At 67.2% G+C, this 15,148-nt stretch carries 15 protein-coding genes; 7 read left to right on the forward strand and 8 right to left on the reverse strand.

Translation table 11 applies throughout. The features are described from left to right. Window positions 1-4: 4 nt before the first annotated feature. Genes WFK61_RS02425 through WFK61_RS02440 form a run of 4 tightly spaced genes read left to right on the forward strand, consistent with a single transcriptional unit; the run spans window position 5 to window position 5,116 of the window. Window positions 5-1,093 carry a microcin C ABC transporter permease YejB gene (locus WFK61_RS02425; RefSeq protein ID WP_336809934.1) on the forward strand — a complete coding sequence of 363 codons (1,089 nt, stop codon included), beginning with the start codon at window positions 5-7 and terminating at the stop codon, window positions 1,091-1,093. A gap of 2 nt (window positions 1,094-1,095) precedes the next feature. Continuing rightward, window positions 1,096-2,271: an ABC transporter permease gene (locus WFK61_RS02430; RefSeq protein ID WP_336809935.1), complete on the forward strand. Its 1,176-nt coding sequence runs from the start codon at window positions 1,096-1,098 to the stop codon at window positions 2,269-2,271. Further along, window positions 2,268-3,896 (forward strand): ABC transporter ATP-binding protein, encoded by a 1,629-nt coding sequence (locus WFK61_RS02435; RefSeq protein WP_336809936.1) that lies wholly within the window; start codon window positions 2,268-2,270, stop codon window positions 3,894-3,896. The genes WFK61_RS02430 and WFK61_RS02435 overlap by 4 nt, the downstream gene beginning before the upstream one ends. A 2-nt stretch (window positions 3,897-3,898) precedes the next feature. Next, window positions 3,899-5,116, forward strand: coding sequence for a phosphopentomutase (locus WFK61_RS02440; RefSeq protein WP_336809937.1), 1,218 nt, complete (start codon window positions 3,899-3,901; stop codon window positions 5,114-5,116). A gap of 3 nt (window positions 5,117-5,119) precedes the next feature. Here the strand turns inward: WFK61_RS02440 and WFK61_RS02445 are convergent, their stop codons facing one another. Both WFK61_RS02445 and WFK61_RS02450 read right to left on the reverse strand, forming a co-directional pair. Continuing rightward, on the reverse strand, window positions 5,120-6,577 hold the full coding sequence (locus WFK61_RS02445; protein ID WP_336809938.1) for a methyl-accepting chemotaxis protein: 1,458 nt from the start codon (window positions 6,575-6,577) through the stop codon (window positions 5,120-5,122). Then, complete coding sequence (locus WFK61_RS02450) at window positions 6,574-6,900, reverse strand: hypothetical protein (protein WP_336809939.1); 327 nt, start codon at window positions 6,898-6,900, stop codon at window positions 6,574-6,576. Before WFK61_RS02450 ends, WFK61_RS02445 begins: the two co-directional genes overlap by 4 nt. 227 nt (window positions 6,901-7,127) lie before the next feature. Here WFK61_RS02450 and WFK61_RS02455 point away from each other — a divergent pair, with 227 nt between their 5' ends. Together WFK61_RS02455 and WFK61_RS02460 are read left to right on the forward strand one after the other, a co-directional pair. Continuing rightward, window positions 7,128-7,556 (forward strand): TadE/TadG family type IV pilus assembly protein, encoded by a 429-nt coding sequence (locus WFK61_RS02455; RefSeq protein ID WP_336809940.1) that lies wholly within the window; start codon window positions 7,128-7,130, stop codon window positions 7,554-7,556. Window positions 7,557-7,592: 36 nt separating this feature from the next. Then, the gene (locus tag WFK61_RS02460; RefSeq protein WP_336809941.1) at window positions 7,593-9,326 is read left to right on the forward strand and encodes a pilus assembly protein TadG-related protein; all 1,734 of its coding nucleotides are present in this window, start codon (window positions 7,593-7,595) and stop codon (window positions 9,324-9,326) included. Between the two features lie 3 nt (window positions 9,327-9,329). Here the strand turns inward: WFK61_RS02460 and WFK61_RS02465 are convergent, their stop codons facing one another. The 6 genes from WFK61_RS02465 to WFK61_RS02490 form a co-directional block, all read right to left on the reverse strand. Continuing rightward, complete coding sequence (locus WFK61_RS02465; protein WP_336810098.1) at window positions 9,330-9,734, reverse strand: arsenate-mycothiol transferase ArsC; 405 nt, start codon at window positions 9,732-9,734, stop codon at window positions 9,330-9,332. A gap of 41 nt (window positions 9,735-9,775) precedes the next feature. Continuing rightward, window positions 9,776-10,264: a UPF0262 family protein gene (locus tag WFK61_RS02470; RefSeq protein ID WP_336809942.1), complete on the reverse strand. Its 489-nt coding sequence runs from the start codon at window positions 10,262-10,264 to the stop codon at window positions 9,776-9,778. Window positions 10,265-10,367: 103 nt separating this feature from the next. Next, on the reverse strand, window positions 10,368-11,660 hold the full coding sequence (gene hisD, locus WFK61_RS02475; RefSeq protein WP_336809943.1) for a histidinol dehydrogenase: 1,293 nt from the start codon (window positions 11,658-11,660) through the stop codon (window positions 10,368-10,370). Between the two features lie 38 nt (window positions 11,661-11,698). Beyond that, entirely contained in the window at window positions 11,699-12,145 is a 447-nt protein-coding gene (locus WFK61_RS02480; RefSeq protein WP_336809944.1) for a DUF2948 family protein, read from the reverse strand. Between the two features lie 31 nt (window positions 12,146-12,176). After that, entirely contained in the window at window positions 12,177-13,466 is a 1,290-nt protein-coding gene (gene murA, locus WFK61_RS02485; protein WP_336809945.1) for a UDP-N-acetylglucosamine 1-carboxyvinyltransferase, read from the reverse strand. 61 nt (window positions 13,467-13,527) lie between these two features. Further along, window positions 13,528-13,689 (reverse strand): hypothetical protein, encoded by a 162-nt coding sequence (locus WFK61_RS02490; protein WP_336809946.1) that lies wholly within the window; start codon window positions 13,687-13,689, stop codon window positions 13,528-13,530. Between the two features lie 439 nt (window positions 13,690-14,128). On the opposite strand from WFK61_RS02490, the gene WFK61_RS02495 reads away from it, so the two are divergent. After that, the gene (locus tag WFK61_RS02495; RefSeq protein ID WP_336809947.1) at window positions 14,129-15,070 is read left to right on the forward strand and encodes an enoyl-CoA hydratase-related protein; all 942 of its coding nucleotides are present in this window, start codon (window positions 14,129-14,131) and stop codon (window positions 15,068-15,070) included. Window positions 15,071-15,148 lie beyond the last annotated feature (78 nt).

A 15,148-nucleotide genomic window follows, 5' to 3' on the forward strand; every position in this document is an offset into this window, starting at 1 on the left:
GGGCATGCTGAGCTATATCGCCCGGCGCCTCGCGCTGATGGTACCGACCCTGTTCGGCATCCTGCTCGTCTCCTTCGTCATCGTGCAGTTCGCGCCGGGCGGGCCGGTCGAGCGTGTGATCTCGCAGCTGCAGAACCCGAACAGCGGCGGCGCGGCCGATCGTGTCGGCGGTGGCCAGATGGGCGATGCCGGTGCGCAGGGCGACGGATCGGCCTATCGCGGCGCGCAAGGGCTCGACCCCGCCTTCATCAAGGAGCTGGAAAAGCAGTTCGGCTTCGACAAGCCCGCGCATGAGCGTTTCCTGAAGATGCTCGGCGACTATGTCCGCTTCGATTTCGGCCGCTCCTATTTCCGCGACGCACCGGTGCTGCAGCTGATCAAGGAGAAGCTGCCGGTCTCGATCACGCTCGGCCTGTGGATGACGCTGATCTCCTACGCGATCTCCATTCCGCTCGGCATCCGCAAGGCGGTGAAGGAGGGCTCGCGCTTCGACACCTGGACGAGCGCCGTCGTCATCGTCGGCTACGCCATCCCGAGCTTCCTCTTCGCGATCCTGCTGATCGTGCTCTTCGCCGGCGGCTCCTTCTGGCAGATCTTCCCGCTGCGGGGCCTGACCTCCGACAACTGGGCCGAGCTCAGCCTGTTCGGCAAGGCCAAGGACTATCTCTGGCACATCACGCTGCCGGTGCTGGCGATGGCGCTCGGTGCCTTCGCGACCTCGACGCTTCTGACCAAGAACTCCTTCCTCGACGAGATCCGGAAGCAATACGTCCTGACCGCACGGATGAAGGGCCTCAGCGAGCGCGGCGTGCTTTACGGCCATGTCTTCCGCAACGCGATGCTGATCGTCATCGCCGGCTTCCCCGGGGCCTTCGTGCACGCGCTCTTCGCGGGATCGCTATTGATCGAGACGATCTTCTCGCTCGACGGGCTCGGGCTCCTGTCCTTCGAGGCGATCGTCAACCGCGACTACCCCGTGGTCTTCGCCAATCTCTACATCTTCTCGCTGATCGGCCTCGTCGTGCATCTCATCACCGATCTGACCTATAGCTGGGTCGATCCCCGCATCGATTTCGAGAGCCGGGAGGCGTGAGCATGAGCGACACGCTGATCGACGCCCCGCCCCCCGCACTGCGCAGCGACGTGCCCCTCGCGCCGACCGAGGCCAAGCAGGGCTGGCTCAAGCTCTCGCCGATCAACCGGCGCCGGCTCAACAACTTCAAGGCCAACAAGCGCGGCTGGTGGTCGCTCTGGCTGTTCCTCGCGCTGTTCGTGCTGTCGCTCTTCGCCGAGTTCATCGCCAACGACCGGCCGCTCGTCGTACGCTACAAGGACGAGTGGCTGTTCCCGGTCGCGGTGAACTACCCGGAAGAGAAGTTCGGCGGCTTCCTCGCCACGACCGATTACCGCGACCCGGTCATCGCCAAGGAGATCGCCGCCAACGGCTTCGCGATCTGGCCCCCCATCCGCTACTCCTATCGCACGCATAATCTCGACCTGCCGGTGCCGGCACCGGCACCGCCGACCTGGCTGCTCAAGGACGAGCAGTGCAAGACAATCGCGGAGCGCAATGGCGGATCGACCTGTCGCGACCTCGAATGGAACTGGCTCGGCACCGACGACCAGGGCCGCGACGTCGTCGCACGATTGATCTACGGCTTCCGCATCTCCGTGCTGTTCGGCTTGATCCTCTGCGCCTTCTCCTCGGTGATCGGCATCACGGCCGGCGCCATCCAGGGCTATTTCGGCGGCTGGACCGACCTGATCTTCCAGCGCCTGATCGAAATCTGGACCTCGATCCCGGCGCTCTACCTCTTGATCATCGTCGCCGCGATCATCACGCCCGGCTTCTTCGTGCTGCTCGGCATCCTCCTGCTGTTCTCCTGGGTGGCGCTGGTCGGCGTCGTCCGTGCCGAATTCCTGCGGGCACGCAATTTCGAATATGTCCGGGCGGCCCGCGCGCTCGGCCTCTCCAACCGCACCATCATGATCCGGCACCTGCTGCCGAATGCGATGGTGGCGACGCTGACCTTCCTGCCCTTCATCCTGAACGGCTCGATCACCACGCTGACCTCGCTCGATTTCCTCGGCTTCGGCCTGCCGCCGGGCTCGCCATCGCTCGGCGAGCTGCTGGCACAGGGCAAGTCGAACCTTCAGGCGCCCTGGCTCGGCCTGTCCGGCTTCATCGTGATCGCGTTGATGCTGTCGCTGCTGATCTTCATCGGCGAGGCCGTGCGCGACGCCTTCGACCCGCGGAAGACCTTCGCATGAGCGCGCCGCTTCTCTCCGTCGAAGACCTCTCCGTCGCCTTCCGCCAGGGCGGGCGGGAGACGCTTGCGGTCGATCATGTCTCCTTCTCGATCGCCAAGGGCGAGACGCTCGCGCTGGTCGGCGAGTCCGGCTCGGGCAAGTCGGTCTCGGCGCTCTCGATCCTGAAGCTCCTGAACTATCCGGCGGCGCATCACCCGTCCGGCAAGGTGCTGTTCAACGGGCAGGACCTGATCGCGGCCGACGAGGACGCGATGCGCAAGGTGCGCGGCAACGACATCACCATGGTGTTCCAGGAGCCGATGACCTCGCTCAACCCGCTGCACACGATCGAGCGGCAGATCGGCGAGATCCTCGAACTGCACAAGGGCCTGCGTGGCGAGAAGGCGCGCGCCCGTACGCTGGAACTGCTCGACCTCGTCGGCATCCGTGACGCGGCGAGCCGGCTCGATGCCTATCCGCACCAGCTCTCCGGCGGGCAGCGCCAGCGCGTGATGATCGCGATGGCGCTCGCCAACGAGCCGGAGCTGCTGATCGCCGACGAGCCGACGACCGCGCTCGACGTCACCGTGCAGGCGCAGATCCTGAAGCTGCTCAAGGAGCTTCAAGCACGGCTCGGCATGGCCATGCTGTTCATCACCCATGACCTCGGCATCGTCCGGCGCATCGCCGACCGGGTCTGCGTGATGCTGAAGGGCAAGGTCGTCGAGCATGGCCCCGTCGCCGAGATCTTCGCCAACCCGCAGCACGACTACACCAGGCGCCTGCTCGCGGCCGAGCCGAAGGGCCGCCCTGCCCCCGTCCCGGCGGACGCCGCGACGCTGCTGGAGGCCGGGCCGGTCAAGGTCTGGTTCCCGATCAAGTCCGGCCTGATGCGCCGCGTCAGCGGCCATGTGAAGGCGGTCGACGGCATCTCGGTGAAGGTCCGCGAGGGCGAGACGCTCGGCGTCGTCGGCGAGTCCGGCTCGGGCAAGACCACGCTCGGCCTCGCCATCCTCAGGCTGATCGCCTCGGAAGGCCCGATCGTCTTCCTCGGCGACCGGATCGACGGCTTGTCCAGCAAGCAGGTGCGGCCGAAGCGCAAGAACCTTCAGGTCGTCTTCCAGGACCCCTATGGCTCGCTCTCGCCGCGCATGTCGGTGGCCGAGATCGTGGCCGAGGGCCTCGCCATCCAGCAGCCCGATCTCAGCTATCAGCGCCAGCGCGAGATCGTGGCGCAGGCGCTCGCCGATGTCGGTCTCGATCCCGCGGCGATGGATCGCTATCCGCATGAATTCTCGGGCGGCCAGCGCCAGCGCATGGCGATCGCGCGCGCCATGGCGCTCGATCCGAAATTCGTCGTGCTGGACGAGCCGACCTCGGCGCTCGACATGTCCGTGCAGGCGCAGATCGTCGAGTTGCTGCGCGGGCTGCAAGCGAAGCGCAAGCTGGGCTATCTCTTCATCAGCCACGACCTCAAGGTCGTCAGGGCGCTGTCGCATCGGGTGGTGGTGATGCAGAACGGCAAGGTGGTCGAGGAAGGCCCGGCCGAGGCGATCTTCGCCCAGCCGCGCGAGGCCTATACGCAGGCGCTGCTCGCGGCCGCGCTCAACCTCGACACGGCCAGCACTGCCGCAGTGAGGGACTGAGCATGGCCCGCGCGCTCCTGATCGTGCTGGATTCGGTCGGCTGCGGCGGCGCGGCCGATGCGGCCGCCTATGGCGATGCCGGCTCCGACACGCTCGGCCATATCGCCGAGGCCTGCGCCGATGGGCGCGGCGACCGCGAGGGCCTGCGCAGCGGGCCGTTGAAGCTGCCGAACCTCGTGCGGCTCGGCCTCGCCCATGCCTGCGAGGCTTCGACCGGCAGGCCGTTGGCTGGCATCGCAAGGCCGGAGCGACCCGAGGGCCGCTGGGGCTATGGCGTCGAGGTCAGCCAGGGCAAGGACACGCCATCAGGCCATTGGGAGATCGCCGGCTGCCCAGTGCCGTTCCAGTGGGGCTATTTCACCGATCTCGAGAACTCGTTCCCGCCGGAACTCGTCGCCGGCATCGTCAAGGAAGGCGCGCTCCCCGGCATCCTCGGCAACAAGCATGCCTCGGGCACCGCGATCATCGACGAACTCGGACCCGAGCATATCCGGACGGGCAAGCCGATCTGCTACACCTCGGTCGACTCGGTGCTGCAGATCGCGGCGCATGAAGAGCATTTCGGGCTCGATCGGCTCTATGCCCTCTGCAAGGTGGCGCGCGGGCTCGTCGATCCCCTGCGGATCGGCCGCGTCATCGCGCGGCCCTTCGTCGGCTCGCCGGAAGAAGGCTTCACCCGCACCGGCAATCGCAAGGATTTCGCGATCCCGCCGCCGGACGAGACGATCCTCGACCGGCTGGCGACGCACGGGCGGACAGTCGTGACCGTCGGCAAGATCGGCGACATCTTCGCCCATCGCGCCACCGGCACCGAGATCAAACCCTTCGGCAACGCGGCGATGCTGGATGCGGCGCTGGAGGCCTGGGACGGCCTGCCGGATGGCGGCTTCTGCTTCGTCAATCTCGTCGATTTCGACACCGAATTCGGCCACCGGCGCGACATCCCCGGCTATGCCGCCGCGCTCGAAGCCTTCGACCGCCGCCTGCCCCATATCGAAGCCGCATTGAGGCCGGGCGACATCGCCGTCATCACCGCCGACCACGGCAACGATCCGATCTGGCCCGGCACCGACCATACCCGCGAGCATGTGCCGATCATCGCCTTCGGGCCGGGCATCGGTGCCGAGCCACTCGGGCGGCGCGGCAGCTTCGCCGATATCGCGGCAAGCCTCGGCGGTTTCCTCGGGATCGGGCCGGTCGGCCCCGGCCGCTCCTGGTAAGGATCAGGCGGTAGCCACGCGCCCGCAGAAGCTCGCGACGTCCTGACGGATGTCCTGCGCCTGCTGGGCGAGCGCGCTGGCAGCGCTCTGCAACTGCTGGGCGGCGCCATGGGTCTGGCGGGTCATGACCTCGAAGCCGCCGGCGACATCGGCGCTACGCTGCGCGCCTTCGAAGGACAGGCGAACCTGATGGGCGATCTCGGCCGTGGCGCGGCTCTGCTCGTCGACGGAGAGCGCGATCGCATTGGCGACGCTCTCGACATCGCCGATCGCGTCGACGATGTCGCGGATCGCCTTGAGCGAGCGCTGCGAGGCCTGCTGCATCGTGCCGATCTGATGCGAGACCTCGTCGGTCGCCTTGGCGGTCTGGGCCGAGAGCGTCTTGACCTCGCTGGCGACAACCGCGAAGCCGCGACCCATCTCGCCGGCACGCGCCGCCTCGATCGTGGCGTTCAGCGCCAGCATGCTGGTCTGGGCGGCGATGCCACGAATGATCTCGACGACGGCGCCGACATTCTCGCTGCTCTGCGCGAGATGCTCGATCTCGGCGCTGGCACGGCGCGCAAGCTCCGCGGCCACCTTTGAACCATCGGCCGACTGGCTGGCATTGCGGCCGATCTCGCCGATGGAGGCGACCAGCTCCGTGCTCGCAGCCGAGAGATGATCGATGCTGTCCATGGTGCCGGCCGCGGAATCGGAGACCATCGCGGTCTGGCGCCGGACATGGTCGGACGTGTCGGTCAGCGCGCCCGCCTCCGTCTTCATCGCGGCGGCCGAGTTGTCGAGCACCGCCATCGCCTGCTCCATCTGCGAGCGGAAGCCGGCGACGACATCGCGCAGCATCTCGGCGCGCCGCCCGAGTTCCTCGGCGAGGTTGCGCTCCTTGTCGCCGGCGATGCGCTCGCGCTCGGCCACTTCCCGCGCCCGCGCCAGATTCTGCTCGTTCACGGCGAACATGCGTTGCAGCACCACGGCGAAGATCGCGAGGAATGCCGTCTCGATGATGACGATCACCGCATGGAGCAGCACGCGCAGCAGGCTGCCGCCCTGATAGAACACCGCAGCCGGCAGGACATATTGCAGCACGAGATGGTGCGCGGCGGTCAGCGCGGCTCCCATCAGGATAGGCCGCCAGTCGCAGAAGCCGGCGAGCAGCGCCAGCACCGCGAAATAGTACATATGGATGTCCGGCTGCCAGGGATGGCCGGCGAAGCTGAACACCAGGATCGAAACCTGCCCGATCAGCATGGTGGCAACGATCAGCTGCGTGACGATGGCCGGCCCAGCCAGGCGATAGCTCGCTATAGCCACGAGAACGATCAGCGCCGCCATGGCGACCGGGATCGTGCCCGAGCCGCCATTGACCCAGAAGCCCAGAGCCAGGAGCGGCACATGCAGCAAGCCGAGCGCGAGCAGGGCCTGCGTGACCCGATGGCGCACCGCTGACAGGGTCCAGATCATGACGTGGCTTCCGTGCGGCCGGGATTATCGAGGCATCCGGCGAGACCGGCGAGGACAAGCGAGAACCATGCGCCTTGCGGCAATGCGGCGACCTGCCCGCTCGGTGTCGGCGCTACGACGACGATCGCGGAAAGGCGACCGCTGCGCAGGACACGATGGCCGGCGGCGAAACTGCGCGCGATAGCCTCGGTTCCGTCGGTCCAGGGCGGGAAGACGATGGCGACCGGCACAGTGCCGTCGGCCGGCCGGGGCAGGCTCGCGAAGGCGCCGAGGGTGACCAGGAGGCAGATCAGCCCAACGAGGAAGCCACCGGCAGGCGACAACCGCTCCGCGCAAGCCGCACTGGGTTCCGCAGGGGATGTCGAAGGCATTGGCGGGGATTCACTCGGGACAGCGGCGACGTATCCGCGAAGCAATCGCAGCCGTGTAAAATTTTACTTAAGCCGTTCACCCGCCCTGAAGGCCAACTGCTTGCGCGGCCACGCATTTACCTTTCATCAACGGGAGAAAATTACAACTAATAGTTGTATTCATTCTGCGAGGAACGGCCATGCTGCCTGCCCTGTCCCGCTTCCGCCGAAACCAGCGCGCAACGTCTGCCATCGAGTTCGCCTTCGTCGCGCCGATCCTGCTGCTGCTGCTCTTCGGCATCATGGGGTACGGCTATGTCTTCGGCATCTACCACAGCATCCAGCAGATCGCGGCGGAGGCGGCACGCTCGTCCGTATCGGGCCTGAGCGACACCGAGCGCTCGCAGATCGCCCGTGACTTCATCACGGCCCATGCCGGCTCCTACGCCTTCATCGACCCGGCGAAGCTGAGGGTCCGCACCGGCCAGACCGGGCCACAGATGCAGAGCTTCGAGGTCGCTGTCGCCTACGACATGAGCGGCTCGCTCTACGACAGCTTCAGCCGAATGGTTTCCCTTCCTCAACCCATGATTGAACGCCGGGCCATCGTCCAGCGCGGCGGATACTGAACGTATTTTCGAGAACTCAAGGCGCGGGGGGCACCCATGCTCAGGCTCAAGAACTTCGCCCGGAACCAGAAGGGCGGCGCGGCCATCCTGTTCGCGATCTCCGCAACGGTGGTGATCGGCTTCGGTGCAATGGCCGTCGATGTCGGCAACTTCTTCTACGAGAAGCGCAAGCTGCAGACCGCCAATGACCTCGCAGCCCTCGCGGCGGCGAGCGATCTGCCGCGGGCGCAGGCCGCGGCACAGGCCAGCACGACGCAGAACGGCTTCCCGGGAAGCACGATCCAGCTGCTGCAACCCGGCATCTACACGCCCGATCCGAACAAGGCGCCGAACGCGCGCTTCGTCCCAAGTTCGGTCACGGCTGCGAATGCCGTCAGGATCGACATGCGGACGACCACGCCGCTGCTGCTCGGCCGGGTCCTGTCATCGTCCACCACCACCACGCCGGCGCCGGGCACCGTTCCGCCCCAGGCGGGGAACACGACCGTCGCGAGCTTCAGCAGCGGCGACGTGCCGATCGGCTCCAGCGCGGTCGCCTTCCAGGATGCCCAGGCCTCGTTCGCCGTCGGTTCGCGCCTGCTCAAGCTCGATGGCGGCCTGCTCAACGGCCTTCTGGGCGGATTGCTCGGCGGCGGCGTGTCGCTGACGGTCATGGACTATGACGCGCTGGTCAAGGCGCGGGTCGACCTGTTCGACTTCTCGAAGCGCCTCGCGACCCGCCTCAATCTCACGGCAGCGACCTATGACGACGTCCTGAAGGCCGATGCCGAGCTCGGCGACGTGCTGGCCGCCGTGGTCGACGCTTCCCGCGACCACGACACCCGCAGCGGCACCGCGACGGCCGCGCTGGGCCGGCTCGCCGCGGCATCGGCGAGCGGCCTGCCGGTCAAGCTGTCCTCCCTGATCTCCTTCGGCCCGGCCGGCGACAAGCCGCTCTCCGGGCCGAAGCCGCTGGCGGCCTCGCTCTCGGCGCTCGACATCGTCTCGGCCGTCGCGCAGATCGCCAATGGCAGGCGCCAGATCGATGTCGGGCTCAACCTCAACCTGCCCGGCATCGCCGCGGCCTCGCTCAAGCTCGGCATCGGCGAGCGACCGGTCGGCACCAGCCTGATGCGGGTCGGCCGCGCCGGCGCGAGCGTCCATACGGCGCAGACGCGCCTCCTGCTGACCGTCGATCTCGTCGGCTCGGGCGCAGCCTCTCTGGTCCGGCTGCCGCTCTATCTCGAGCTCGCCTCGGCCACCGCCCGGCTGACCGGCATCCAGTGCAACCCGGGCGCCGTCTCGACCTCGCGGGTCACGCTGGGCGTGACGCCGGCCCTGGTCGATGCCTGGATCGGGCAGGTCTCGATGGCAGAGTTCAACAATTTCAGCACGGCACCGAACCCGCCGGCCGCGACGCTTCTCAACGTCGCCGGGCTCGCCAAGGTCTCGGGCCGCGCCCATGTGACGATGACCAACCTCTCGGAGGCGGCGGTCAGCTTCAGCTATCCCGAGATCCTGCGCGGCGACAAGAAGACGACTTCGACCCAGAACTTCGTCGCAACCCTGCTCGGGCGCCTCGTCGGCGACCTGGAATTGCGTGTGGAGGCGCTCGGGCTCGGCCTCGGGCTGCCCGGGCTCGACGGGCTGGTCAGCGGCGTGATCGCCAATGCCGCGACGCCGCTCGACCAGATCCTCAACGGCGTACTCGGTACGCTCGGCATCGGGCTCGGCCAGGCCGACAGCTGGGTCACCGGCGTGCGCTGCGGCGGGGCGGTGCTGGTGCAGTGACCTTCAGCTCTGGAGCCGCTGCTTGATCCGCTTGATCAGGCCGTCCCGGACGTCGCGATAGGCATCGAGCTTCTGCTCGCGTGAACCCTGGAACACGGTGGGGTCGACGGTCGGCCAGTACTCCACCTCGGCGGCATGGGTCCGCGTCAGGTCCAGCGCCTTGTGATGGGCCTCGGGCGAGAGCGTGATGATCAGGTCGAAATTGAGCCCCTCCCACTCCTCCAGCTCCTCGATCGATTTCGGCTTGTGGCGGCTGAGATCGATCCCGATCTCGTCGAGCACCGTCGCCACGAAACCATCGACCTCGCCTTTGCGGGCGCCGGCCGACTGGACATAGATCGACTTGCCGAAGAAGTGCTTGGCCAGAGCCTCCGCCATGGGCGAGCGCACGGCGTTCATCGCGCACATGAACAGCACGCTCTGGACCTTGCGCGGGGCCTCCAAGCGCGTCAGCCCTTCCAGTGCAGGGCGTAGATCAGCGTGAAGAGGCGGCGGGCCGTGTCGAAATCGACCTCGACCTTGTTGGCGAGCCGCTCGGCCAGGATGCCGGCTGCCTCGTCATGCAGGCCGCGCCGGCCCATGTCGATCGCCTCGATCTGCGTCGGCGTCGCGGTCCGGATCGCCGCGTAATAGCTGTCGCAGACCAGTTCGTAGTCCTTGATGATGCGCCGGAACGGGCTGAGCGAGAGGTGATGCGTTACCACCGGCGCGCCATGAGCCTCCTTGATCTCGAAGACGAGACGCCGTTCGACCATGGCCAGATGCGCCAGATAAGGCCCGCCGTCATGGCCGGGAACGACGAAGCTGTTGCGCTCGATCAGGTCGTAGATCGCGACGGCGCGCTCATGCTCCTGATCGGGCGTGCCGCGACCGAGGGAGTTCTCGTCGAGGGTCAGGCCGACCAGACGCTGGGTGGTGGCAGTCGAGACGTCGGACATCGCTCCTCCGGCCATGGCGCCGCCTGTCGGACGGAGCCGAAATCACTAAGCTTCAGAGCATTGCGCTTGCGAAAAACCGGTTCCCGCTTTCTCGCGCAATGCTCTAGCGATTCAGCCTGATCGTCACGGATCGGCCGTGCGCCTGCAAGCCCTCCGCTTCCGCCAATTGCGTCGCGGCGGAAGCCAGCGCGCGCAGCCCCTCGGGGCCGCATTTCAGAAGCGAGGTCCGCTTCATGAAATCGCCGACGCCGAGGCCCGAGGAGAAGCGGGCCGAGCGGGCCGTCGGCAGGACGTGGTTGGGGCCGCCGACATAGTCGCCGATCGCTTCCGGCGTATGACCGCCGAGGAAGATCGCGCCGGCATTGCGGATCAGTCCGGCGAGGCGATCCGGATCGGCCGTCATGATCTCCAGATGCTCGGGCGCGAGCCGGTCGACCAGCGGCACGGCGGCCTCGAGATCGGCGACGTGCAGGATCGCGCCGAATTCCTGCCAGCTCCTGCCGGCAATCTCCGCCCGCGGCAGCGTCGCGAGCTGCGCCATGACCGCCTTCTCGACCTCGGCGGCGAGCGCGGCATCGTCGGTCATCAGGATCGACTGCGCGGAGACGTCATGCTCGGCCTGCGCCAGCAGGTCTGCGGCGATCCAGTCGGGATTGGCGTTGCGGTCGGCGATGACCAGCACCTCGGAGGGTCCGGCGATCATGTCGATGCCGACCTGACCGAAGACGCGGCGCTTGGCTGCCGCGACATAGGCATTGCCGGGGCCGACGATCTTGGCAACAGGCGCGATCGTGGCCGTGCCATAGGCGAGCGCCGCGACGGCCTGCGCGCCGCCGATGCGGTAGACCTCGTCGACGCCGGCGAGACGGGCTGCGGCAAGCACGAGCGGATTGGTCTCGCCACGCGGTGTCGGCGCGACCATGACGATGCGCGGCACGCCGGCGACCTTGGCCGGAATGGCGTTCATCAGCACCGAGGAGGGATAGCTCGCCGTGCCGCCGGGCACATAGAGCCCGACCGCCTCGATTGCGCTCCAGCGCCAGCCGGTGCCGACGCCAGCCGCGTCCTCGAGCCAGGAATCGGCCGGCTTCTGGCGGCGATGATAGGTCTCGATGCGCTCCCGCGCCGTCTCAAGCGCGGCCAGAAGTTCGGGCGAGCAGGCGGCGACGGCCGCGTCGATCTCGGCCTCGGAGACGCGCAGGGTCTGCGGCGTCAGGTCGAGCGCGTCGAAGCGGGAGGTATAGTTGATCAGCGCCGCATCGCCCTTCTCGCGGACATCGGCAATGATGTCGGCGGCGACGCGATCGACCTCCTCCGAGACCTCGCGCTTGGCGGAGAGCAAAGCCGCGAAGCCCTCAGCGAAGCGGGCATCCCTGTCGTCGAGCCTGATCGGCATCGCTTGGGTCCTTCGGTGATGTCGGAAAGGCTGGAGGTTCAGGCGCCGTCGGGATGGCCGGGCGTCGCCACGGCTTCCCAGACCGGGCCGAGATCCTTCATCTGGGCCTCGATGCATTCGACTGAAAGGCGGATCGCCGCCCCTTCCGAGAAATGCAGGGTCACGTCGCCGGCCGGCTCCTCGCCCAGGTCGAAGGTGACGGCGAGGAGGTTCAGGACCTTGTCGGGATCGTTCTTGTCGAGCTTGGCACTGCGCACGGACTGGACGCGGTCGAAATGCAGCGCGGTCAGGCGGCGGCGGCGCTGGCCGCGCTGTGCCCCTTCCCAGTCGAAGCGGCGCAGCGCGAGCGCAAAGCGCTTCTCGCGCGGAAGATAGACGATATCGGCCGCCTTCAGCACCGCATCCTGGAGATGGGCTGAGACAATCGCGAGATCATCGGCATCGAGTGCGATGAGCTTGAGCGGGTCGGCGGCATCGTCTGACATGATTTTGTTCTGACGAGCCGCCCCGAGAAAATCAACCGCTGATGCGCTCCACCAGCGCGCCGCAGCGGCTGAGCTTGGCTTCCAGCGCCTCGAAACCGCGGTCGAGATGGTAGACGCGGTTGATCGTGGTGTCGCCTTCGGCCGCCAGACCGCCGATGACCAGCGAGACCGAGGCGCGCAGATCGGTCGCCATCACCGGCGCGCCGGTGAGCTTCTCGACGCCCTCGACATGGGCGACATCGCCGTCCAGCCGGATCTTCGCGCCGAGCCGGGCGAGCTCCTGCACATGCATGAAGCGGTTCTCGAAGATGGTCTCGCGGATGCGCGAGGTGCCCTTGGCCCGCGTCATCAGCGCCATGAACTGCGCCTGCAGGTCGGTGGGGAAACCCGGGAAGGGATCGGTATCGATATCGACCGCCGTCAGGCCATGGCCATTGCGGCGCACGCGGATGCCCTCGTTGGTCGAGTCGATCTCAACGCCGGCCTTGGTAAGCACGTCGAGCGCCGACTGCAGCAGCTCGGGCCGGGCGCCTTCCAGCACGACGTCGCCGCCGGTCATCGCCACGGCCATCGCATAGGTGCCGGCCTCGATGCGATCCGGCAGCACGGCGTGATGCGCGCCGCCGAGGCGCGCGACGCCGGTGACCACGATGCGCGAGGTGCCGGCGCCCTCGATCTTGGCGCCCATCTTGACGAGGCAGGCGGCGAGATCGGTGACCTCAGGCTCGCAGGCGGCATTCTCGATTACGGTCGTGCCCTGGGCGAGCACGGCGGCCATCAGCGCCGTATGGGTGCCGCCGACTGTGACCTTCGGGAAGACGATCTCGCCGCCCTTCAGCCCCTTCGGCGCACGCGCCAGCGCGTAGCCGTTCTCGATGGCGATCTCGGCGCCGAGCTTCTCCAGCGCCATCAGCAGCAGGTCGACCGGGCGCGTGCCGATGGCGCAGCCACCCGGCAGCGAGACCTTGGCCTCGCCCATGCGGGCCAGGATCGGCGCGATCACCCAGAAGCTCGCGCGCATGGTCGAGACCAGCTCATAGGGCGCGCAGGTATCGACGATCTGGCGGGCGGTGAGCGCGATGGTCTGGCCGGTCTCGGCGGACTGGCCGATGCGCTTGCCGGCGACGGTGCGGTCCACGCCCTGGTTGGACAGGATGCGCGAGAGCGCCGTCACGTCCGAGAGGCGCGGCACATTGGTCAGCGTCAGCGTCTCGTCCGTCAGCAGGCTCGCGATCATCAGCGGCAAGGCGGCGTTCTTCGCGCCTGAAATCGGAATGGCGCCATTGAGGCGCTGGCCGCCGGTGATGCGGATCTTGTCCATCGTCGGGTCCTGCTCGGCCGGCCGGGCACAAGGCCGGCGGCACATGGGAGAATAAGGAAATTCAGGTCCGGGAGGTATCGGCCTGAGAGGGCGGCGCCGGCTCACGCGCTTGCGCTTCGTCCGAACGGCGAGCGCGAGCCTGGGCCTTGCGGCGCTTCAGGTTCTCGCGGAGCGCGGCGGCAAGGCGCGCCTGCTTCTCGTCCTCGGCTGTCTGGCGGGTCACGGCGTCAGCTCGACTTTGGGTGTTTGATTTGGGTGTTTGAACGCGGGAACGCGGCGAATTCGCGGCGGTATCGTTAGACCCTGCGCCGCCGTCGGACAAGCGCCTGAGCGGCCAGACGGCCATCTGCCTCATCCTGGGCCAGCACCGTCCCGGATGAGGCCAGCTCCGGCCTCCCCTCCCTTCGCCGGGAACAATCCTTCTCCGTTGAGCGGCGGGACGATCCGTTTGCTTCACCCCATCAGCCTGACGCGAAATTTTCGTTCGGGCCGCGACGGCGCAGCTCTTGCTGAACTTCATCCGGCGGCGGCTCCGAAGGCCCCGCCTGACGCTTGGTCAAGTAAAAATCCTTAATGCTATTAACCATTTCCGGGAGATTTCGTTTACACTTCGTTAAGAACGTTTACGTTGCCCGTCATCAAGGAGTTTGTGGGGTAGCGTCATGTTGCAGTCCTTGAAGTTGGGAACAGGAAGCCTCGCACCGACCCTGTTGGAGAGCTGCGAAGTCATCGATGCGATCCGCTACAAGGCGGGCTTCCTGCCGGAGGTGGAGATCGCCTATGAGCCGGAGATCAAGACGCTCTGGGTCACGATCCGGCCGGAGCTGAAGCCGGTCTTCACGCTGCAGTTGCTCGACAGCCTGGTGAAGATTCAGAGCGCGATCGTCGCGCTCTGGGGGGCTCCGGATCAGTATCACCGCGCTCCGGTGCGCTTCCTCGCCTTCCGCGGCGCGGGGCCGTTCTTCACGCTCGGCGGCGATCTCGATTTCTACCTGGACTGCCTGGCCAAGAACGACCGCGCCTCGCTGGCGGAATATGCCCGGCTCTCGGCGGAAGGCGCGATCTGGAATTCCGGCGGCCTCAACGGCCTCGTGGTGACGCTCTCGACGATCCACGCCAAGGCGATCGGCGGCGGCATCGACGCGCCACGCTCATGCAATGTCATGATCGCCGAGGAACAGGCCTCGTTCGTCTACCCGGAGATCAAGTTCAACCATTTCCCGATCACGGCGGTGGCGATCCTGTCGCGGCGCATGGGCCAGCGCGCAGCCGAGCAGATGCTGCTCTCCGGCGAAGAGATGAGCGCGCAGGACTTCATGGCGGCCGGTGGCCTCGAGGCGGTCGTCCCGACCGGCACCGGCGAGGACTGGATCCGCAAATACTGCGCCGACTCGCTGCCGATCCACGCCGCCAAGACCGCCCTGTTCTCAGCCTTCAACCGCCGCTCCGGCGACCTGCGCGAGGAACTCGGCCATCTCGGCCAGATCTGGACGGACTGCATGCTGCGCCTCAGCCCGAGCGCGATCTCGAAGCTGCAGCGCATCGCCCAAACCCAGGACCGGATGCTGGCGCGCGTCTACCAGCGCCACCTCGCCCCGGTCTGAGCGCCGCAGAAAATCCGAGCCGAAGAGCTCGCCGCAAGCCTCCGGGGACAACAGCCCCCGGAAAACCACACGAAGCAT

It is taken from the genome of Allobosea sp. MMO-172, assembly GCF_037147855.1.
In the GTDB taxonomy this organism is placed as follows: Bacteria; Pseudomonadota; Alphaproteobacteria; order Rhizobiales; family Beijerinckiaceae; genus Allobosea.

Coding starts and splice junctions, on each gene's coding strand:
- WFK61_RS02425 (WP_336809934.1), top strand. CDS start 5: ATGCTGAGCTATATCGCCCGGCGCCTCGCGCTGATGGTACCGACCCTG.
- WFK61_RS02430 (WP_336809935.1), top strand. CDS start 1,096: ATGAGCGACACGCTGATCGACGCCCCGCCCCCCGCACTGCGCAGCGAC.
- WFK61_RS02435 (WP_336809936.1), top strand. CDS start 2,268: ATGAGCGCGCCGCTTCTCTCCGTCGAAGACCTCTCCGTCGCCTTCCGC.
- WFK61_RS02440 (WP_336809937.1), top strand. CDS start 3,899: ATGGCCCGCGCGCTCCTGATCGTGCTGGATTCGGTCGGCTGCGGCGGC.
- WFK61_RS02445 (WP_336809938.1), bottom strand. CDS start 6,577: ATGATCTGGACCCTGTCAGCGGTGCGCCATCGGGTCACGCAGGCCCTG.
- WFK61_RS02455 (WP_336809940.1), top strand. CDS start 7,128: ATGCTGCCTGCCCTGTCCCGCTTCCGCCGAAACCAGCGCGCAACGTCT.
- WFK61_RS02460 (WP_336809941.1), top strand. CDS start 7,593: ATGCTCAGGCTCAAGAACTTCGCCCGGAACCAGAAGGGCGGCGCGGCC.
- WFK61_RS02465 (WP_336810098.1), bottom strand. CDS start 9,734: ATGTGCGCGATGAACGCCGTGCGCTCGCCCATGGCGGAGGCTCTGGCC.
- WFK61_RS02470 (WP_336809942.1), bottom strand. CDS start 10,264: ATGTCCGACGTCTCGACTGCCACCACCCAGCGTCTGGTCGGCCTGACC.
- hisD (WP_336809943.1), bottom strand. CDS start 11,660: ATGCCGATCAGGCTCGACGACAGGGATGCCCGCTTCGCTGAGGGCTTC.
- WFK61_RS02480 (WP_336809944.1), bottom strand. CDS start 12,145: ATGTCAGACGATGCCGCCGACCCGCTCAAGCTCATCGCACTCGATGCC.
- murA (WP_336809945.1), bottom strand. CDS start 13,466: ATGGACAAGATCCGCATCACCGGCGGCCAGCGCCTCAATGGCGCCATT.
- WFK61_RS02495 (WP_336809947.1), top strand. CDS start 14,129: ATGTTGCAGTCCTTGAAGTTGGGAACAGGAAGCCTCGCACCGACCCTG.